Source organism: Kitasatospora sp. NPDC048286 (assembly GCF_043201735.1).
Taxonomy (GTDB): Bacteria; Actinomycetota; Actinomycetes; order Streptomycetales; family Streptomycetaceae; genus Kitasatospora.
Window position 1 is genome coordinate 494,668 of sequence record NZ_JBICZE010000006.1, and the last position, 20,091, is coordinate 514,758.

The following is a 20,091-nucleotide window of genomic DNA, read 5'->3' on the forward strand; positions in this document are numbered from 1 at the left end:
CGGGGGCGGGGCGGAACGGGTCAGAAGGCGTTGACGCCGGTGAGGGCGCGTCCGATGAGCAGCTGGTGGATCTGGCTGGTTCCCTCGTAGAGGGTCATCACCCGCGCGTCGCGCAGGTACTTGCCGACCGGGTACTCGTCGATGAACCCGTACCCGCCGAAGACCTGGAGCGCGTTGTTGGCGGCCCGGACGGCGGCCTCGCTGGCGTACAGCTTGGCGACGGAGGACTCGGTGGCGAACGGCAGGCCGCGCTCGATGTGGTCGGCAACCTTCCAGGTGAGCAGCCGGGCGGCCTCGACGTCCACGGCGATGCCGGCCAGCAGCTCCTGGACGAGCTGGTGGGAGGCGATCGGCCTGCCGAACTGCTCGCGCTCGCCCGCGTAGCGGACGGCGGCCTCCAGACAGGCCCGGGCGATGCCGACGCAGCCGGCCGCCACCGACATCCGCCCCTTGGCCAGTGCCGCCATGGCCACCGAGAACCCCTTGCCGACCTCGCCGAGCCGGGCGCTGTCCGGCACCCGGACGTCCTCGAAGGTGAGTCCGGCGGTGGCCTGGCCGCGCAGGCCGAGCTTGCCGTGGATCTCGGTGCGGGTGAAGCCGGGCGGGTCGGTGGGGACGAGGAAGGCCGTGATGCCCCGGTGGCCCCGCTGTTCGGGCGCGTCGCCGCCGGTGCGGGCGAAGACCAGGGCGACGTCGGCCCAGGTGCCGTTGGTGATGAACGTCTTGGCGCCGCTGATCAGCCAGTCCTCGCCGTCCCGGACGGCCCGGGTGGTGAGGTTGGCGGCGTCCGATCCGGTGCCCGGCTCGGTGAGCGCGAAGCAGGCGAGCGCCTCGCCCGAGGTGAGCCGGGGCAGCCAGTGCCGCTTCTGCTCCTCGGTTCCGAAGGTGTTGACGGACTTGCCGACCAGGCCGAGCGAGACCGAGACGATCCCGCGCACGGCGGAGTCGCCGCGCCCGAGCTCCTCCAGCACGAGGCAGTACGCGAGGTGGTCGCCGCCGCTGCCGCCGTACTCCTCCGGGATGGTCAGCCCCAGGAAGCCCACCTTCGCCAGCTTGCCGACGATCGCGCGGTCGACGGACTCGGCGCGGTCCCACTCGGCGGCGTACGGCACGATCTCGCGGTCGGTGAAGGAGGCGGCGAGGTCCCGGACGGCGGCCTGCTCCTCGGACAACTCCAGGTTCACGGAGGCTCCCGAATGCGGTGTCCAGGGCCCGGCGCGGGGCCCGGGCCCATTAAACTAGCGCTGCAAGTTTTATGGGGGCGACTGTAGCCCCGCCCGGCCCGCGCTGGGAAGGGGCACCTGCCAGAATCGGTCCCCACGCACCCGACCGGACGAACCGGAGGAACCCGTCGCGATGGCCCGTCCACGCACCCCGCTGCTCAGCCGAGAGCGCATCGTCGCCGCCGCGCTGCGGCTGATCGACGACGAGGGGCTGGAAGCCCTCTCCACCCGCCGACTCGCCACCGAACTGTCGGTCAGCGGGCCGTCGCTCTACAACCACTTCGCCACCAAGGACGACCTGCTGGACGCGGTGGTGGACAGCGTCATCGGCGAGGTCGACCTGTCGATGTTCGGGACCGCGGAAACCACCGGGACCGCCGCAGCCGACGAAGCCGCAGGGACGGCCGGAACCGACGGAACCGCAGGGACGGCCGGAACCGCCGGTGCCCCCGCCACCCCCGCCACCCCCGCCACCCCCTGGGCCGAGGCGCTGCGCGACTGGGCCCGCTCCTACCGCGCCGCCCTGGCCGCCCACCCCAACATCGTCCCGGTGCTCGCCCAGGGCCCCCGGCGGCGGCCGAACGCGCTGCGGCTGGCCGACGCGGTCTTCGGCCACCTGGTCGAGTCCGGATGGCCGCGCGGCCAGGCCACCAGGATCGGCGCGCTGATGCGCTACTTCGTCACCGGCTCGGCCCTCGCCTCCTTCGCGGCCGGCTTCCCGGCGGACGCCGACGTCTACGACGCGGCCGACTACCCGCACCTCGGTGAGGCGCACCGGCTGGCCGGGCACCGCGGGACGGTGGACGAGGGCGCCTTCGAAACCGGGCTGGAGGCGCTGCTCGACGGCCTCACCCTGCGCTACGCCCGGCTCGCCGAGCGGACCTGAGCCGCCGGACCCCCGCCTCGCCCCCGCCTTGCGCCCCGCGCCCCGGGGCCTCCGCCCGCGCCCCGCGCCTCGCGACCCTCCGCAGGGCGATCCCGGCCCCGCGGAAACGATTCGGCCCCCGCACCCCCGCGCTGATCGCGCCGGGGTGCGGGGGCCGAGAGTCCGACGGGCGGATCAGCCCATGTCCTCCAGTCGGACGCCCTTGGTCTCCTTCATGAACTTCGCCACGAAGAGGATGGACAGCGCCGCGAAGGCGGCGTAGATCAGGTAGGTCGACGACAGGTTCCAGCGCGACATGGACGGGAACGAGACGGTGATCGCCCAGTTCGCGATCCACTGCGCGGAGGCGGCGACGGAGAGCGCGGCGGCGCGGATCCGGTTCGGGAACATCTCGCCGAGCATCACCCAGACGACCACGCCCCAGGACATCGCGAAGAACAGCACGAAGGCGTTGGCGGCGACCAGCGCCACGGTGCCCTGGAGGTCGGGCAGGGTGAGGTTGTCCCCGCTGCCGGTGGCCGAGGAGAAGGCCCAGCCGGCCGTGCCGAGCGCGACCGCCATGCCGGCCGAGCCGATCAGGGCGAGCGGCTTGCGGCCGATCCGGTCGACCAGCACGATCGCGATCACGGTGCCGAGGATGTTGATCACCGAGCCGACGAAGCTGATCAGCAGCGAGTTGCTCTGGTCGATGCCGACCGACTGCCACAGGATCGACGAGTAGTAGAAGATCACGTTGATGCCGACCAGCTGCTGGAAGACCGACAGGCCGATGCCGACCCAGACGATCGGGAGCAGGCCGAACCGGCCGCCGAGCAGGTCGCGGAAGCGCGGGCGGTGGTCGGAGGCGATCAGCGTCCGGATCTCGGTGATCCGGGCGTCGGGGTCGACGCCCTCGCCCTCGACGTCGGCGAGCACCTTGCGGGCCTCGTCCAGGCGCTCGGCCTGGATCAGGTAGCGCGGGGACTCGGGGATGACCGAGGCGAGCACGAAGTAGACCGCGGCCGGGACGACGCAGATGCCGAGCATCCACTGCCAGGCCTCCAGGCCGAGCAGGTGGCCGCGGGTGTCGCCGCCGGCGGCCTGCGCGAGCACCCAGTTGACCAGCTGGGATATCGCGATGCCGAGCACGATCGCGGCCTGCTGGAAGGAGGCCAGCCGGCCGCGGTACCTGGTCGGAGCGACCTCGGCGATGTACGTCGGGGCGATCACCGAGGCGATGCCGATGGCCGCGCCGCCGAGGACCCGCCACAGGGCGAGGTCCCAGGCGGAGAACGGCAGCATCGAGCCGACCGCGCTGACCGCGAACAGCAGCGCGCCCGCCTTCATGACCTTGATGCGGCCGTACCGGTCGGCGAACCGTCCGGCGACCGCGGCGCCGATCGCCGAGCCCAGCAGCGCCGAGGAGACGATCAGTCCGGTCACGCCGCTGCCGACGCCGAACTTCTCCTGGATGCCGGAGACGGCGCCGTTGATCACGGAGCTGTCGTAGCCGAACAGGAAGCCGCCGAGGGCCGCTGCCGCGGTGATGAAGACGACGAAGCCGAGGCGGCCGGGCGCGGGGGCCTCGACCGCCCCGGAGGGCTTCTGGGTGACGCTCACGATCTGACTCCTGGTACTCAACGCTGAGCTCGGTAGCCGAGATCGTAACCCCTATTCGTTTAAGTCTTGTACACCAGGACCCTCAAGTTTCGCTCTGAGAATTCGTAAGATGAACAAGCAAATTGGGCCGCCACGGGAGCCCGGGCCGCGCCGGTCAGACCGGCGAGGCGAGCGAGAGCCCGAACCGGCCCTGCGGGTCGGTCCACCAGTGGGTCAGCCGCAGCCCCGCCGCCGCCAGCTCCCCGGCCACCCGCTCCCGGCGGAACTTGGCCGACACCTCCGTGCGCAGTTCCTCGCCCCGGGCGAAGTGCACCGGCAGGTCCAGGGCCGGGATCTTCACCGTCTGCGCGCGCAGCGAGCGCAGCCGCATCTCGATCCACTCCTGCTCGGCGTCCCAGAGCGCGACGTGCTCGAAGGCGTCCGGGTCGAAGTCGGCGCCCAGCTCGCGGTTGAGCACGTTGAGCACGTTCCGGTTGAACTCGGCCGTCACCCCGGCGGAGTCGTCGTAGGCGGCGACCAGCACCGCCGGGTCCTTGACCAGGTCGGTGCCGAGCAGCAGGAAGTCGCCCGGCTCCAGGGCCGCGCGCAGGCCGTGCAGGAAGGCCGCGCGCTCCAGGGGCAGCAGGTTGCCGAGGGTGCCGCCGAGGAAGGCGACCAGGCGCGGGCCGCCCTCCGGGGGCAGGCCGAGCCGGGCGGTGAAGTCGGCGAGCACGCCGTGCACCGCGAGCCCAGGGTACTCGGCGGCGAGCGCGGCGCCGGCCGAGGTCAGCGCGCTCTCGCTGACGTCCACCGGGACGTACGTCTCCAGGGTGTCGAGCGCGCGCAGGGCGTCCAGCAGCAGCCGGGTCTTCTCGGAGGAGCCGGAGCCCAGTTCGACCAGGGTGCGGGCCCCGGTGGCGGCGGCGATCTCGCCGGCCCGGGCGGCCAGGATGGCCCGCTCCGCGCGGGTCGGGTAGTACTCGGGCAGCCGGGTGATCTCCTCGAACAGCTCGCTGCCCCGGGCGTCGTAGAACCACTTCGGCGGCAGCCACTTGGGCTGGGACGTCAGCCCGTGCTGCACGTCGTGGCGCAGCGCGGTGCTGAAGTGGTCGGCGGGCAGCAGTCGGGTGAGATCGAAGGTGTCCATGACAGGGTGGTTCCTCTGTTCAGAAAGTGAAGGGAGAGTGTGGAGTGTGGGTCAGTTGCGGCCGGGGAGACGGCTCACGGTGACGCCGCGCGGCCCGGCCAGCAGCAGCGAGCCGTCCGGGACGGGCGTCCAGCCCGGAGCGTCGTCGTACGGTTCGGAGGCCACCACCGTGCCGAGGCCCGGCAGCGTGCGGTGGTACAGGGTGTCGCCCCAGGTGGTCGCGGCGATCGCGGCGCCGTCGGTGAGCAGCAGGTTGAGTCGCCCGGTGGTGTGCGCGGCGACGTCGGCGACGGTGCCCGCCAGCGCCTCGCCAGGCCCGGCGCCGGCCCGCAGCCGGTGCAGGGTCAGTGCCCACAGCAGCGCCGAGTCGGTGCGCGCCTCGAGGTCCAGCAGCTCGGCCGGGGGCAGCAGGGCGGCCAGCGCGTCCAGCTTGCCGGGCCAGCCGGCCACCGCGCCGTTGTGGCTGAACAGCCAGCGCTCGGCGGCGAACGGCGCGGCCGCGCCCTCGCCCGGCGCGCAGCCCTCGGTGGCGGAGCGGACGGCGGCCAGCAGTGCCCGGGTGCGGACCACTCGGGCGAGGTCGGCGAAGGTCTCGTCCGCCCAGATCGGCCCGGTCCGGCGGTAGCGGGCGGGCACCTCGTCCCCGTCCGCGTACCAGCCGAGGCCGAAGCCGTCCGCGTTGACCGTGCCGTACTGCTGGACCCGGGGCGCCCAGGACTGGCGGTACAGCCCGAACGGCGGGTGCACCAAAAGCTCCCGGGGCGCCACCGGCTCTCCCACATAGGCGATGTGACGACACATCAGGCCGCCTCCAGGTCGCGCGCGGTGCGGAACCCGGCGAAGATCTGCCGACGGATCGGGTAGTCCCAGTTGCGGAACGTGCCCCGGCAGGCGACCGGCGCCACCGCGAAGCAGCCGCCGCGCAGCACCTTGTACTCGGGGCCGAAGAAGACCTCCGAGTACTCCCTGTACGGCCAGGCCCGGAAGCCCGGATAGGGGCGGAAGTCGCCGGCCGTCCACTCCCACACGTCACCGATCAACTGCCGGACGCCGTACGGGGACTGGCCCTGCGGGTAGCTGCCCGCCCCGGCCGGGCGCAGGTGGCGCTGGCCGAGGTTGGCGTGCTCGGGGCCGGGCGGGCCGTCACCCCAGGGGTAGCGGCGGGAGCGGCCGGTGGCCGGGTCGTGGCGGGCCGCCTTCTCCCACTCCGCCTCGGTCGGCAGCCGCCGTCCTGCCCACCGGGCGTACGCGTCCGCCTCGTACCAACTGACGTGCAGCACCGGCTCGTTCGGCTCGACCGGCGCCACCGCGCCGAAGCGCCGGCGGAGCCACTGGCCGTCCTGGTGGTGCCAGAAGAGCGGGGCGGTCAGGTCGGCGCGCCGACGGTGCTCCCAGCCCTCCGGCGTCCACCAGCGCGGGTCGTCGTAGCCGCCGTCCGCGATGAAGCGCTGGTAGGCGGCGTTGGTGACCGGGGTGGTGTCCAACAGGAAGGCCGGCAGGTCGACGGTGTGCGCCGGGCGCTCGTTGTCCAGGGCCCACGGTTCGGTGTCCGTGCCCATGGTGAACGGGCCCGCGGGGATGAGGACTTCGGCGGGCAGGGTGGCCGCGTCGGCGGGTGCGGGCGGCGGCGGGGGAGCGGCCAGGGCCGGCTCGCCCCGGCGGAGCTGGTGGGTGATCAGCATCGTCTCGTCGTGCTGCTGCTCGTGCTGGGCGATCATCCCGAACGCGAACCCGGCCTCCAGCAGCGGCGCGCCCTCCAGCGGGCTGGCGGCCAGCAGGTCCAGCACCCGGCCGCGCACCTCGTGGGCGTAGGCGCGGGCCTCGGCGGGCGGCAGCAGCGGCAGGCCGGGGCGCTCGGCGCGGGGGTGCCGGAAGGCGTCGTACAGCGGATCGATCTCGGGGTGCATCGGGTCGCGGCCACCGACGTTGCGCAGCAGCCAGAGCTCCTCCTGGTTGCCGATGTGCGCGAGGTCCCAGACCAGCGGCGACATCAGCGGGGAGTGCTGGGCGGTGAGATCGCCGTCCTCGACGCAGTCGGTCAGTGCGGCGGTGCGGGCGCGGGCGGCCAGCAGCTCGGTGGCGATGCTCTCGCGCAGCGCCTCGGTGCCGATGCTGCCGATGCTGCCGATGCTGCCGATGGTGTCGATACCACCGATGGCGCCGGTGGTGGTGGCGTCGGTGGCGGCGGCGCCGGTGGGGGTGGTGGCGTCGGTGCGGTCCGTGCGGCCTGCCCCGGTGCCCCCGTGGGGTCGGATGTCGGTCATGGTGCGGCCTCCTCCGGGGGAGTGCGTAGGGCGCCGGAGCGCAGGGCGTCCAGCTGGTCGTCGGCCGGGCAGCGGCCGCGCGCGGGGTAGCGCTCGGCGAACTCGGCGACGGCGGCGCGCAGCCGTCCGGCACCGGGCAGGCGGCCCAGCGCGGCGTCGGCGGCGGCGAAACAGGCGAGGGCGGCCCGGCGGAGTTCGGGGTCGGCCACGGCCAGGGTGGCGGCGCGGCGCCAGACCTCGCTGCGCGGCGCGCGCGGACCGTGCGCCCCCGTCGGCGGCTCCAGCGGCTCCACCGCGGCCAGCGCGGCGTCGGCGGCCACCGGGTCCTCCAGCAGCGCGGTGACCAGTGCGGCGACCACCACCCAGCCGTCCCCGGGCTGGGCGTCGACCATCCGCAGCTCGAGGTGGCCGCGCGGGCGTACCGGCGGGAAGAGGGTGGTGCGGTGGTATTCCAAGTCGTCGATCGTGGGCGGGCGTTCGCCCGCACCGCCGATCCAGTCGCCGAAGGTCAGTCCGGCCGGGGCCGTCCACGGCAGACCCTCGGGCCTTCGCACGCACAGCACCCGGGCGTCCAGCACGTACTGCGCCCAGGCCTCGCGAGGGTCCCCGTGGTCCGGCTCGGGGGCGAGCGTGCGGGTCGGGTCCATCCGCGACCAGACGGTCTGTCGGGTGGACCGGTGGCCCGTCGGACTTCCGTCCAGGACAGGGGAGTTGGCGAAGGCGGCGACCAGCACCGGGCCCAGCCGGTGGGCCAGGCTCCAGCGGCGTTCGATCGCGTGCGGGCCGCCCGCCTCGCCGGCGTCCAGGCACACCTGCACCGACGCGGTACCCGTCATCATGATCCGGCCCCAGGGCCCGGCGGAGTCGAAGAAACGCTCCATCGCGAGGTAGCGGGGGTGGTCCAGCACCATCCGTCGGGGGCGGGCCAGGGGGTCCGTCCCGGTGCCGGTGAGTCGCAGGCCCTGCGCCGCGAAGGCGGCCCGCAGGGCGGTCAGATCGCGTCGGGTGTCCTCGACGCAGGCCAGGAGGCCGGTGGCGGGCGGGGAGCTGAGCTCGACCTGTCCGCCGGGTTCGAGCGTGACGCGCGAACCGGAGGGGAGCGAGGTGCCGTCCGGGCCGCCGAGGGGCAGCGACTCCAGTGCGGCGTGGAGCAGTTCGGGCCGTACGGGCCGGGAGGGACATCGTTCGTCATGGACGAACCACTCGACCTCCACCCCCACCAGCCGGGGCGGTCCGATCTTGAAGCAGACGCCCGACACGTGGCTGCGCGCCCCCGATTCGGTCAACGGGGTCACCCCCGGCGGGGGCGGTGGCGTGCTCTGCCGGTCGGGCGGAGTGGTGCGGGATACCGGTATCACCGGACTCACCATCCTCGGGATCACGATTGCGGCCCGGTCTACCCTGCCCAGTCTGCTACGGAGCATGCGGGGGCGCCCCGCAAAATTCGCATGAACATCCGTTTCCGCAGGTCAGAAGTGTGGCGAACGGGTGATGCCGGGGTTCTTCGGCGGGTCGGCGGGCCGCGTTCCGAGGGCGGACGAGCGAGGCATGTGCCGGGGTCACAAGCGCTCCAACCGCTCCAGGACGGTCGCCAGCACCGGGCCTGGCAGGGCGTAGTTCAGACGCAGTGAACCCCGGCCGCCGGGGCCGAACTCGGCGCCGTCGGAGGCCTCCAGACCGCAGCGCTCCAACAGCGCCCGGCGGGCGTTCGCGGGCGGCAGACCGAGCGCGGCCGCGTCCAGCCAGAGCAGGTAGGAGGCCCGCGGGGTGGAGCGGACGGCGGGCCCGAGGCGGTCGGTCAGCAGGGTGCGGGCGGCGGCCAGATGGGCGAGCAGCGCGTCCAGCCAGGGACCGCCCTCGCGCAGTGCCGCCTGCTGCACGGTCTGCTCCAGCAGGCCGCCCTCCCAGAGACCGTAGCCGGCCAGCGCCTCGGCGAACCGGGTGCGCAGGGCGGGGTCGGGAACGAGGGCGAAACTGCTGGGAATCCCGGAGCAGTTGAAGGTCTTGCCCACGGAGTTGAGGGTGACGACGAGGTGCCGGTGCGCCGGGTCGGCGACGGTGACGGCGACGGGGTGGGCGGCGCCGGGACGGGTGGCGTCGGGCTGGGCGGCGTTGGGCTGGGCGGCGTCGGGGTGGGTGAGGTCGCCGTGCACCTCGTCCGAGACCAGCAGCGCGCCGCCTTCGGCTGCCGAGGCGGCGAGACCGCGCACCGCGTCGGCCGGCCAGACCGTGCCGGAGGGATTGTGCGGGTTGCTCAGCAGCACCGCTCCGGCGGGACGGGGGAGCGGGCCGGGTGGCAGCCGGTAGCCGCCCGGGCCCCGGAGTAGCGGCAGCTCGCGGTACGGGAGGCCGGCGGCGCGGCAGAGCTGGGCGAAGCCGCCCCACTCGGGGGTGGGGAAGAACACGGGGGCCTGCGGCCGTACGGTCTCCAGCAGGACGCGCAGGGCGGTGCGCGGGCCGCAGGGCAACAGCAGCACCCAGTCCGGGTCGACCTCGGCGCCGTGCCGGGCGCGGTACCAGTCGGCCACCAGCGTGCGGCCGGCCAGGTCGCACACCGTGTAGCCGTACGCGCGGTGGCGGGCGCGCCGCTCCAGCGCCGCGGCGACGGCGGGCGGGCCGGGCAGGTCCATGTCCGCGAGGCCCATCGGGATCACCCCGGGGGCGTCGGCGCGGGCCCACTTGCTGCTGCCGGTCCCGGCGCGGTCGAAGGGGGCGTCGAATCCGAATCCGAATCCGAAGCCGGGGCCGGGGCCGGGGTCGGAGGCGCCGCGGACAGGTGACAGATTTCGAAATCTGTCATCTGTCCGCTGAAAGCCGTCGTCTGTCATCTGTTCGCCGTCACCCGCTCTCCGTCACCGTCCTCCGGCAACCGCGTCCCGCCGCGACCGCCGTCCGATGCCCGTCATCGGCCACCCGCCCCGCCAGGTGCGCCGCCAGCCCCCGGTGCCCCCGGCGCATCATCACCGCGTGGTTGGCCCGGAACAACGGGTGCAGCGGCAGGGCGAGCCGTCGCAGCAGGGCCTTGCCGGGCCGGGTGTCCTCCTCGAACAGCACCCGGCTGCCCGAGCCGTCGGCCGTCACCGTGAACCGGGACCACCCGGTCAGGTCGCCGCTCATGGCCACCTCCAGCACCCCGGCGACCGGGTCGCGCCGGCTCGCCGCCAGGCCGATCACCAGCCGGTACGGCAGGAGCGCCCGCACCACCACGTCCCCGGAGTCCGCCCCGGTCGGCCGGACCTCGCGGATCTCCGGCCACCACAGCGGGTAGCCGCGCACGTCCTCCAGTGCCGCGTACACGAGGGGTGCCGGGGCCGCGAGCCGCCAGACGCCCCGGAATCGGTAGTGGTTGGGGTCCACGGCCCTACCCTAGAGCCGGCCCGGCCGGCCCGGAGGGCGAATGCCGTCGGAGCGTTGCCGAGCCGGTCCGCGGTACGGGTCGAACCGGAGGCGAACGCGCCGGAAGCGCCCGTTCGTAGGGAAGGGTGCACTCCGCTTGCACCCGTTCGAGGTGCGGGGGAGGATCTTCTGTGCTTGTAGTCTCATCAGTCACGGCAGCATCCCCAGGGCGCTGCATCCCCAGAACCGGAGTGAAGGAGTCACAGGCATGCGGCGACCGAACTGGGTACCGGAGGGCACGGACCTGGACAAACCGAACGCCGCGCGGGTCTACGACTACTACCTGGGGGGCTCGCACAACTTCGAGGTCGACCGGGAGATGGCCCGCAAGGCGATCGCCCTGTGGCCGGAGCTGCCGCAGATCATGCGCTCCAACCGCGCCTTCCTGCGCCGAGCCGTGACCTTCCTCGCCGAGCAGGGCATCAGCCGCTTCCTGGACATCGGCTCCGGCATCCCGACCTTCGGCGCGGTGCACGACATCGCCCGGGCGATCCGCCCCGAGGCCGAGGTCGTCTACGTGGACCGCGACCCGGTCGCCGTCGCACACAGCCGCCTGCTGCTCGAGGACGACCACGGCAGCGACGTCGTCCAGGCCGACCTGCGCGACGTCGCCGACCTGCTGGCCCGCCCCGAGGTCACCGAACTGCTCGCGGCCGGCAAGCCGGTGGCCGTGCTGCTGGTCGCCGTCGCCCACTTCGTCACCGACGAAGAGGACCCGTGGAAGCTGGTCGGCGTGATCCGCGACGCCCTCCCGCCCGGCAGCGCGCTGGTGCTCTCGCACGCCTCCCTCGAAGGCCGCCCCGACCAGGCCGAGGACCACCAGAAGCTCTACCAGCGGACGCCGACCCCGCTGACCATGCGCACCCACGAGCAGATCACCGCGATGTTCTCCGGCTTCGAACTGGTCGAGCCGGGCGTGGTCCACCTGCCGCTGTGGCGCCCGGACCAGCCCGGCACGGTCGGCGAGCACCCCGAGCGGATAGCCGGGGTGGCGGGCGTGGGGTTCCGCCCTTGATCGGACGCGACGGACGACGCACCGACGGCCGCACGCCCCGCGCGGCGGCCGCCGGGAGCGCTGCGCCGGGGACGGGCGGCAGCGGGACACGCACCGCCCGAACCGGCGTGCACCCCAGAGGAACCAGGTTCAGCAGATGAGTACCACCCCGGTGCGCGGCAACGCGGAGCGCTTCCACGAGGACTGGGCCCGGCTGCTCTCCGCCGACCACGGCATCGCCGTCCACCCCGGCCTGCTCGGCCGGCTGGTCGCGCGCACCGCCGCGCTGCTGCACCGCGCCCAGGAGGACGACCCGTTCGAGCCGCGACTGGCCGCGCTGGCCGGCGCCGAACTGGTCGACGCGCACTTCACCGACCCGGTGCTGCTGGCCAGGGCGGTCGAACTGCTCCAGGCCCAGCCCGTCCCCGACGACCGCGGCCCGGCCCTGACCGGCGCCTTCGCGGCCGGCTGGGCGGGGGCCCTGCGCGAGCGCACGCTGACCGAACAGGAGGCGATCCGCACCGCCGCCGACTCCGCCCGCAAGGAGGCCGAGCGGGCGCTGCGCGCCTCCGAGGCGCGGTTCCGGGCGCTGTTCGAGAGCGCCGCCATCGGTATCGGCATCGGCGACACGGACGGCAACATCCTGGCGGTCAACAAGGCCCTCCAGGAGCTGTTCGGCGCCGGCCCGGAGGACATGATCGGCCGCCGGGTCGGCGACCTCGTCCACCCCGAGGACACCCCGGGCGTGTGGGAGGCGTACGAGGAGCTGATCAGCGGCAAGCGGGACTACTTCCAGTTCGACAAGCCGTACTACCGCCAGGACGGCGAGATCATCTGGACCCACCTGACCGTCTCGCTGATCCGCGACGACGACGGCACGCCGCAGTACCAGGTCGCGATGCTGGAGGACGTCACCGACCGCTACCGGCTCCAGGAACGGCTGCGCCACCAGGCCACCCACGACCCGCTGACCGGCCTGCCCAACCGTGCGGCCTTCTTCGAGCGGCTGGAGAAGCTGTTCGAGGAGCCCGAGCCCGGCGCCCGCTTCGGCCTCTGCTACGTCGACCTCGACGGCTTCAAGGTGGTCAACGACAGCCTCGGCCACGACATGGGCGACCAGCTGCTGGCCGCCGTCGCCGCCCGGCTGAAGGCCGCCCTCAGCCCGCTCGGCCACCTGGTGGCCCGGCTCGGCGGCGACGAGTTCGTCGTCCTGCTGGAGAAGTGCCGGGGCGAGCAGGAGGCGGTGGCCGCAGCGAAGACCGTGCTCAAGGCGCTGGCCGGGCCGGTGCTGATCGGCGACCACAAGCTCGCCGTCGGCGCCAGCGTCGGCGTGCTGGAGCGGCGGGTGTCCACCACCACCCCCGGCGCCGCCGTCCGGGCCGCCGACCTCACGCTGTACCGCGCCAAGGAGGCCGGCCGCGGCCGCTGGACGCTGTTCGACCCCAAGGAGAACGCCCGGGCGGTCAGCCGCTACGCGGTGTCGGTGCGGATGCCCGCGGCCCTCGACCGCGGCGAGTTCTTCATCGACTACCAGCCGCTCTACCGCCTCGCGGACGGCCGGCTGGCCGCTGTGGAGGCACTGGTGCGCTGGCGCCACCCCCAGCTCGGCGTGCTCGGCCCGGACGAGTTCGTCACCACCGCCGAGGAGACCGGGCTGATCATGCCGCTCGGACGCTGGGTGCTGGAGCAGGCCTGCGGCCAGGCCGCGGACTGGATCAAGCGGTACGGCGACGCCGCCCCGCAGCTCAACGTCAACCTGGCGGTCCGGCAGGCCCGCAGCGCCGCCCTGGTCACCGACCTCGGCCGGATCCTCGACAGCACCGGACTGGACCCGGCCCGGCTGCAGCTGGAGATCACCGAGTCGACCGTGGTCGGCCCCGAGGACGAGGCGCTGCGCACCCTGCACGGGCTGGTCGACCTCGGGGTGTCGCTGGCCGTGGACGACTTCGGCACCGGCTGGTCCAACCTCGCCTACCTGCGCGACCTGCCGGTCTCCGGGCTGAAGATCGCCGGCTCCTTCGTCGGCGACCTGCACGAACCGGGGAAGGACGAGTCCACCGGGTGGCGGATCGTCAGCGGACTGGTCTCGATGGCGCACGCGCTCGGACTGAACGTCACCGCCGAGGGCGTGGAGACCCGCCGGGACGCCGAGCGGCTGCGGACCCTGGGCTGCGACTGGGCGCAGGGCTGGCACTTCGGGCGCCCGGTGCGGCCGGACGAGATCGCCCGGCGGATCGTGGAGGAGCCGTTGGGGCGCCCGGTCGAGGAGCGCTGAGGCAGGCCTGGCGCTCGGGCCCCGGTCGGGGCCGGCTCGGGTTCCGCGGCGAACGGCGAACGACTGACCGCCGACAGATGACGGCCAACAGATGACGGATGACAGCTGACAGATTTTGAAATCTGTCAGCTGTCATCCGTTGGCCGTCGTTACGCCCCCGCGCCCCCGCTCAGCCGACCAGTCGGGAGAGCTCGATCGAGTGGCCCGTCCGCTCCACCTTCGCCCGCAGGTAGCGGACGTTGCTCGCCGACAGGTGCACCCCGGTCGGCACCCGGCGCCGTACGGCGATCCCCAGCCCGGCCAGCTGCGCCGCCTTGTCCGGGTTGTTGCTCAACAGGTCGATGCCGGTCGCGCCGGTGGTGCCGAGCGCGCCGAGCATCTGGGCGGCCGCGGTGTAGTCCCGGCCGTCCTCGGGCAGACCGAGCGCGGTGTTGGCGTCGTACGTGTCCAGGCCGGAGTCCTGGAGGGCGTAGGCGTCCAGCTTGTTGTAGAGCCCGATGCCCCGGCCCTCCTGCCGCAGGTAGAGCAGGTACCCGCCGGCCTCGCTGATCAGCTCCACCGACTCGCGCAGCTGCGGACCGCAGTCGCAGCGGTCCGAGCCGAAGACGTCGCCGGTCAGGCACTCGGAGTGCAGGCGAACCAGCGGCGTCCCGCCCTCGGGGACCGTGCCGAGCGCGAGCGCCAGGTGCTCGGCACCGTCGGCGAGGCCGTGGAAGGTGAAGGCCTCCGCCTCGGCGCGGTAGCCGTCGGGGAAGGTCAGCGGGATGCGCACGCGCGAGCGCACCGTGGCGGAGCCGGGCTGCGGCATGGGCGGGTCTCCGTGGATCAGGGGTGGATCGGGGGGTGGAACGAGGGTGGATCGGAGGTCGACCGTACTAGGTAGTTCCAATTTGAACAACTACCGATGATGCCGGGCCCGACCACGGAGGCGCCTGGCGCCCCGTCGGTCCCGACCGTCCCCACCACGGCTTCCAGCATGTGGATGGTGCGGGACCCGCGGTGTGGACACTGCGAGACTGGCCGCGTTTCCTGGGCACGTCCCTCAGGCCCGCCGGGACAACCGCGCCATGCCCATCGACGACACGGAAGGGTCCTGACCAGATGCCGACGACCCCCGCCACCCCCAACTCCTCCTCCTCCTCCTCCTTCGACGCCGAGCAGCGCGCGATCGAGGCGCTCTACGCGGACGTGGTCCGCCGCAACCGGGGCGAGGACGAGTTCCACCAGGCCGTCCACGAGGTGCTGGAGACCCTGGCGCCGGTGCTCGCCCACCGCCCCGAACTCCTCGACGCCCGGATCATCGAGCGGATCTGCGAGCCCGAGCGGCAGCTCATGTTCCGGGTGCCGTGGACGGACGACTCCGGCGACATCCACGTCAACCGCGGCTTCCGGGTGGAGTTCAGCAGCGCCCTCGGCCCGTACAAGGGCGGACTGCGCTTCCACCCCTCGGTGAACCTCGGCATCGTCAAGTTCCTCGGCTTCGAGCAGATCTTCAAGAACGCGCTCACCGGCCTGCCCATCGGCGGCGGCAAGGGCGGCTCCGACTTCGACCCCAAGGGCCGCTCGAACGCCGAGATCATGCGGTTCTGCCAGTCCTTCATGACCGAGCTGTACCGTCACCTCGGCGAGTACACCGACGTGCCGGCCGGGGACATCGGCGTCGGCGGCAGGGAGATCGGCTACCTCTTCGGTCAGTACAAGCGGATCACCAACCGGTACGAGAGCGGCGTGCTCACCGGGAAGGGCCTCGGCTGGGGCGGCGCGCAGGTCCGCACCGAGGCCACCGGCTACGGCTGCGTCATGTTCACCTCCGAGATGCTGCACAGTCGCGGCGAGAGCCTGGACGGGCGCCGGGTGGTCGTCTCCGGATCCGGCAACGTCGCGGTCTACGCGATCGAGAAGGCGCAGCAGCTCGGCGCGACCGTGCTCACCTGCTCCGACTCCTCCGGCTACGTCGTGGACGAGAAGGGCATCGACCTCGACCTGCTCAAGGAGGTCAAGGAGGTCCGGCGGGGCCGGGTGTCCGACTACGCCCGACTGCGCGGCGGCCACGTCCGGTTCGTCGACGGTCCGAGCGTGTGGAGCGTGCCCTGCGACGTCGCGCTGCCCTGCGCCACCCAGAACGAGCTGTCCGAGGCCGACGCGCTGGCCCTGGTGCGCAACGGGGTGCTCGCCGTCGCCGAGGGCGCGAACATGCCCACCACCCCGGCGGCGGTGCGGGTGTTCCAGGAGGCCGGGGTGGCCTTCGGCCCGGGCAAGGCGGCGAACGCGGGCGGCGTCGCGACCAGCGCGCTGGAGATGCAGCAGAACGCCTCGCGGGACTCCTGGACCTTCCAGCACACCGAGGAGCGGCTGGCCGGGATCATGAAGCACATCCACGACTCCTGCTTCACCACCGCCGAGCGCTACGGCCACCCGGGCAACTACGTGGTCGGCGCGAACATCGCCGGCTTCGAGCTGGTCGCGGACGCGATGCTGGCCCAGGGCCTGATCTGACCCGCCGTGTCACGGCCGCCGGCCCCGAGCCGCCGACGGCCGTCGCCCGGCGATCGGTACCCGACCCGAGCGGGCACCGATTGTCGGGTGCGGCAGGGTGGGTCCTTCCTACGGTGGACGCAGTAAGGGAAGGACGGGGGTCGGCGTGCTGGAGCACCTGAACCGGGCGATGGACCGGATCGAACGGGACCTGGACCGCGAGGTCGACGTGGCCGAGCTGGCGCGGATCGCGATGACGTCGGAGTACCACTTCCGGCGGCTGTTCTCGATGCTCGCCGGAATGCCGCTGTCGGAGTACGTCAGGCGTCGGCGGCTCACCGTCGCCGGGGCCGAAGTGCTGGACGGCGAACGGACGTTGCTCGACGTCGCGGTCCGGTACGGGTACTCCTCGGGGGAGGCGTTCGCCCGGGCGTTCCGGGCCATGCACGGAGTCGGGCCGGGCGAGGCCCGGCGCGGCGGTGCGGTGCTCGTCTCCCAGCCCCGGATGTCCTTCCGACTCGTCGTGGAAGGAAGCAGCAGCATGGAGTACCGGATCGTCGAGAGGCCGGACTTCCGGATCGTCGGCCGGAAGGCCCGGGTCACCCTGATCTACGTGGGGATCAACCCGGGGATCGCCGAGTTCATCAAGGGGCTCGACAAGGAGACGGTCGAACGGATCGCCGCCCTGTCCGGGGACGACCCGGCCGGGATCGTCTCGGTGAGCGACGACTTCTCGCCGAACCGCGAGGAGGGGTCCGAACTCGACTACTGGCACGCGGTGGTGGCGTGCGAGGGGGTCGCCGTCCCGGCGGACCTGGACGTGCTGGACGTACCGGCGGGCACCTGGGCGGTGTTCACCAACACCGGGCCGTTCCCGCAGGCCTTGCAGGAGATGTGGGGGGACGTGGCCGCCCAGTGGTTCCCGTCCAACCCGTACGAGGCGCGGCCGGGCCCGGAGATCCTCCGGACCCGCTTCGTCCCGGGGACGGCCGACGCCGAGGCGGAGCTGTGGATCCCGGTGGCGCGGGCCGTGCGCGGCTGACAGGTGACAGCCGACGGATAACCGACAACGGATAACCGAAAACGGATAACCGAAAACGGATAACCGACAACGGATAACCGAAAACGGATGACAGATGACAGCTGACAGATTTCGAAATCTGTCAGCTGTCATCTGTTCGTCCGCCCCTGTCCGCGCCCCGGATGCCCCGTCCGCGCCGCCCCGCCCACCCCGTTCGGCCCACCACCGCCCGCCAAGCTCCGCCCCCGCCCCGCATGCTGGGGCAGGAGGTGCGGGGGCCGAGGCGCCGAAGACCCGGGGGTTCCCGAGCAACGACCAAGCTGCGAGGACATGACGTCATGAAGCAGACCTCCGTGACCACCAACACCCCCTGCTGGACGGAGCTGGGCACCTCAGACCCGCCCGCCGCCCGGGCCTTCTACACCGAGCTCTTCGGCTGGCAGGAGGACCACAGCGCCCGCCCAGGGGACGGCGACTACACCCAGATGCTGGTCGGGGGCGCCCCGGTCGCCGCCATCACCCCGCGCTACGCCCCGCAGCAGCCGATCGCCTGGACGGTCTGCATCGCGGTCGCCGACGCCGACGCGACCGCCGCGAGGATCAAGGAGTTCGGCGGCCGGATCCTGAAGGACCCCACCGACGCTTTCGACTTCGGCCGCTTCTCGGTGGCCGCGGACCCGTCCGGTGCGGTGTTCATCCTCTGGCAGGGCCGCTCCTTCAAGGGCGCCGGCGTGTTCAACGAGCCCGGTTCGCTCGGCTGGGCGGAACTGCTCACCCGCGACCCGTCCGGCTCGCTCGCCTTCTACCCCGCGGTCTTCGGCTGGGACGTCGCCCCGTCCGAGAGCTACCCCCAGTGGCGGCTGGACGGCCGGGACTTCGGCGGCATGCTGACGATGGACGACCGCTTCCCGCCGCAGGTGGCCCCGCACTGGCTGCCGTACTTCGCGGCCGTCGACGTCGACGACACCGTCAGCCGGGCGGCGGCGCTCGGCGGGGACGTGCTGATGCCCGCCACCGGCACGCCGGGCGGCCGGCGGATCGCCGTGCTGCGCGACCCCCAGGGCGCGGCGTTCGGCGTCTACACCGCCGGCGCCGAGGGCTGACCGGCACGCCGCAGGGCGCGCGAGCGACGCCACCCGGCCGCCGCCACCCCGGCCGCCCCCGTCGTGACGGCCAGCGAGCCCAGCGGCACCACGTCGCCGACCCGGTCGTACCAGGTCAGCGTCCCGGGCGCGGTGAGCGGCAGCCGGACGGTCAGCGCCCCGGTGCCGTCGGTGCCGAGCCGGGCGAGCTCCCGGCCCTGGGCGTCGAAGGCGGCCGAGACCCCGGTCAGCGAGGCCTGCACGGCCGGCCGGCCGGTCTCGGCGGCCCGGATCGCCGCCAGCGAGACGTGCTGCTCGGGCGCCCAGGTGTGCTGGAAGGTCGAGGTCGAGGACTGGTAGACCAGCACCCGGGCGCCGTCCCGGGCGGCGGTGCGGGCCATGTCGGGGAAGGCCGACTCGAAGCAGATCAGCGCCCCGACGGGCAGCGGCGCACCCGCCCGGTCGGTGGCGGCCAGGAGGTGGAAGGACGTGCCGGGTGCCCGGTTCTCGCCTGCGGCCCGGCTGACCCCGGCGATCCAGCCGAGCATCGGCCGCAACGGGATGTACTCGCCGAACGGCACCAGCCGGATCTTGCGGTAGCGGTCCACCACGCCGGTGGGGGAGACCAGCACCGCGTCCTTGGAGATCGGCCCGTCGGCCTTGCGGGCGTCCTCCCCGGCGACGACCTCGGCGCCGGTGGCCGCGGCGAGTCGGCGCAGCGCGTCCAGCGCGGCCGGGTCGCGGTCCAGGTCGGCGACGGTGCTGCTCTCGCCCCACACGACCAGGTCCACCGGCCGGCCGACCAGTCCGGCGGTGATCCGCGCGCTCGCCTCGAACCGGGCCTGCGGGTCCTCCACGATGCCGGGCTGGACCAGCGCCACGGTCACCGCCCCGTCGCCGGCCGGCGCCGCACGCAGCGCGAACAGCAGCGGGCCGCACGCCAGCACCAGCACCACGGACCCGGCGGCGAGGGCCCGCGGCCGCCGGTGCACCGCGGTCAGCGCGATCAGCACCCCGGTGTTCACCGCCACCACCGCCGCGCTGACCAGCCAGATCCCGCCGGCCGAGGCCAGCCCGAGGATCGCCGGGTGCTGCCACTGGGTGGCGCCGAGCAGCGCCCACGGCCCGCCGAGCGCGGGCCAGGACCGCGCGTACTCGGTGGTCACCCAGACCGCCGGCACGACCAGCAGCGCCAGCGCCGCCCGACGGGCGGTCAGCCGCGGATGCAGCAGCCGGTGCACGGTGTACCCGACGGCGCTCTGGAGCGCCCCGAACAGCACCGCGAGCACGGGCAGTCCCGGCCCGATGGACGGGACCAGCCAGTACATCGCGGTCAGGATGAACCCCGAGCCGAACCACCAGCCGCGTACCGCCGACTCCCGGCCCGACGGCGCCCGCTGCATCAGCAGCAGTCCGGGGACGAGCGCGACCCACGCCAGCCAGGCCTGCCCGGGCGCGGGGAAGGCGAGCACCGGTACCGCTCCGGCCGCCAGCGCACCGATCCGCGCGCGGTACCGGTGCGGCGCGTGGGGCTCCCGTTCCTCGGCGGCAGGCGTGCTCAGGGTCGGGCTGGCGGGAGCGGAGCGACGCGGCATGACCCGTATTGTCCGCTGGAAGGGCGTACACCACCAGTACGTTGATCAGCCGAACGGGTGACGGAAACATGACGTCCGGAACCAGTGGCCTCAGTCGTACCAATGGACGCGATCGAACTGATGAGCCGGTCCGCCGGCGCACCGCCGCGTCGGCC

General features: G+C 73.4%; 16 protein-coding genes. 6 read left to right on the top strand and 10 right to left on the bottom strand.

Annotated features, from left to right (window positions below; all coding sequences use genetic code 11):
* Window positions 1-20: 20 nt before the first annotated feature.
* On the bottom strand, window positions 21-1,184 hold the full coding sequence (locus ACGF13_RS17715) for an acyl-CoA dehydrogenase family protein (RefSeq protein ID WP_392875465.1): 1,164 nt from the start codon (window positions 1,182-1,184) through the stop codon (window positions 21-23).
* Window positions 1,185-1,356: 172 nt separating this feature from the next.
* Between ACGF13_RS17715 and ACGF13_RS17720 the strand changes: the two genes are divergently transcribed.
* Window positions 1,357-2,109, top strand: a complete 753-nt coding sequence (locus tag ACGF13_RS17720; RefSeq protein WP_392875468.1) for a TetR/AcrR family transcriptional regulator — start codon at window positions 1,357-1,359, stop codon at window positions 2,107-2,109.
* A gap of 174 nt (window positions 2,110-2,283) precedes the next feature.
* Here the strand turns inward: ACGF13_RS17720 and ACGF13_RS17725 are convergent, their stop codons facing one another.
* The 7 genes from ACGF13_RS17725 to ACGF13_RS17755 form a co-directional block, all read right to left on the bottom strand.
* Entirely contained in the window at window positions 2,284-3,711 is a 1,428-nt protein-coding gene (locus ACGF13_RS17725; RefSeq protein WP_392875803.1) for a sugar porter family MFS transporter, read from the bottom strand.
* Window positions 3,712-3,862: 151 nt separating this feature from the next.
* Window positions 3,863-4,834: an L-histidine N(alpha)-methyltransferase gene (gene egtD, locus ACGF13_RS17730; RefSeq protein ID WP_392875470.1), complete on the bottom strand. Its 972-nt coding sequence runs from the start codon at window positions 4,832-4,834 to the stop codon at window positions 3,863-3,865.
* A gap of 51 nt (window positions 4,835-4,885) precedes the next feature.
* Window positions 4,886-5,635, bottom strand: a complete 750-nt coding sequence (gene egtC / locus ACGF13_RS17735) for an ergothioneine biosynthesis protein EgtC (protein WP_392875473.1) — start codon at window positions 5,633-5,635, stop codon at window positions 4,886-4,888.
* Window positions 5,635-7,098, bottom strand: coding sequence for an ergothioneine biosynthesis protein EgtB (gene egtB, locus ACGF13_RS17740; RefSeq protein ID WP_392875476.1), 1,464 nt, complete (start codon window positions 7,096-7,098; stop codon window positions 5,635-5,637). The genes egtC and egtB overlap by 1 nt, the downstream gene beginning before the upstream one ends.
* A complete protein-coding gene (gene egtA, locus ACGF13_RS17745; protein ID WP_392875806.1) occupies window positions 7,095-8,393 on the bottom strand; it encodes an ergothioneine biosynthesis glutamate--cysteine ligase EgtA in 1,299 nt (432 codons plus the stop codon). The genes egtB and egtA overlap by 4 nt, the downstream gene beginning before the upstream one ends.
* 264 nt (window positions 8,394-8,657) lie before the next feature.
* Window positions 8,658-9,743 (bottom strand): aminotransferase class I/II-fold pyridoxal phosphate-dependent enzyme, encoded by a 1,086-nt coding sequence (locus tag ACGF13_RS17750; protein WP_392875479.1) that lies wholly within the window; start codon window positions 9,741-9,743, stop codon window positions 8,658-8,660.
* 193 nt (window positions 9,744-9,936) lie between these two features.
* Window positions 9,937-10,455 (bottom strand): SRPBCC family protein, encoded by a 519-nt coding sequence (locus tag ACGF13_RS17755; RefSeq protein ID WP_392875482.1) that lies wholly within the window; start codon window positions 10,453-10,455, stop codon window positions 9,937-9,939.
* Window positions 10,456-10,702: 247 nt separating this feature from the next.
* Between ACGF13_RS17755 and ACGF13_RS17760 the strand changes: the two genes are divergently transcribed.
* Together ACGF13_RS17760 and ACGF13_RS17765 are read left to right on the top strand one after the other, a co-directional pair.
* The gene (locus ACGF13_RS17760; protein WP_392875485.1) at window positions 10,703-11,509 is read left to right on the top strand and encodes an SAM-dependent methyltransferase; all 807 of its coding nucleotides are present in this window, start codon (window positions 10,703-10,705) and stop codon (window positions 11,507-11,509) included.
* Window positions 11,510-11,645: 136 nt separating this feature from the next.
* Window positions 11,646-13,763, top strand: a complete 2,118-nt coding sequence (locus tag ACGF13_RS17765; RefSeq protein WP_392875488.1) for a putative bifunctional diguanylate cyclase/phosphodiesterase — start codon at window positions 11,646-11,648, stop codon at window positions 13,761-13,763.
* A gap of 169 nt (window positions 13,764-13,932) precedes the next feature.
* Here the strand turns inward: ACGF13_RS17765 and ribA are convergent, their stop codons facing one another.
* A complete protein-coding gene (ribA, locus tag ACGF13_RS17770; RefSeq protein WP_392875491.1) occupies window positions 13,933-14,571 on the bottom strand; it encodes a GTP cyclohydrolase II in 639 nt (212 codons plus the stop codon).
* Window positions 14,572-14,864: 293 nt separating this feature from the next.
* Here ribA and gdhA point away from each other — a divergent pair, with 293 nt between their 5' ends.
* From gdhA to ACGF13_RS17785, 3 genes are all read left to right on the top strand, one after another.
* On the top strand, window positions 14,865-16,259 hold the full coding sequence (gene gdhA / locus ACGF13_RS17775; RefSeq protein ID WP_392875494.1) for an NADP-specific glutamate dehydrogenase: 1,395 nt from the start codon (window positions 14,865-14,867) through the stop codon (window positions 16,257-16,259).
* 145 nt (window positions 16,260-16,404) lie between these two features.
* Window positions 16,405-17,280 (top strand): GyrI-like domain-containing protein, encoded by an 876-nt coding sequence (locus ACGF13_RS17780; RefSeq protein ID WP_392875497.1) that lies wholly within the window; start codon window positions 16,405-16,407, stop codon window positions 17,278-17,280.
* A 317-nt stretch (window positions 17,281-17,597) separates the two neighbouring features.
* Window positions 17,598-18,362 carry a VOC family protein gene (locus ACGF13_RS17785; protein WP_392875500.1) on the top strand — a complete coding sequence of 255 codons (765 nt, stop codon included), beginning with the start codon at window positions 17,598-17,600 and terminating at the stop codon, window positions 18,360-18,362.
* Here the strand turns inward: ACGF13_RS17785 and lnt are convergent.
* Window positions 18,338-19,936 carry an apolipoprotein N-acyltransferase gene (gene lnt / locus ACGF13_RS17790; protein ID WP_392875503.1) on the bottom strand — a complete coding sequence of 533 codons (1,599 nt, stop codon included), beginning with the start codon at window positions 19,934-19,936 and terminating at the stop codon, window positions 18,338-18,340. The two genes, ACGF13_RS17785 and lnt, sit on opposite strands and share 25 nt — an antisense overlap.
* Between the last annotated feature and the right edge of the window lie 155 nt (window positions 19,937-20,091).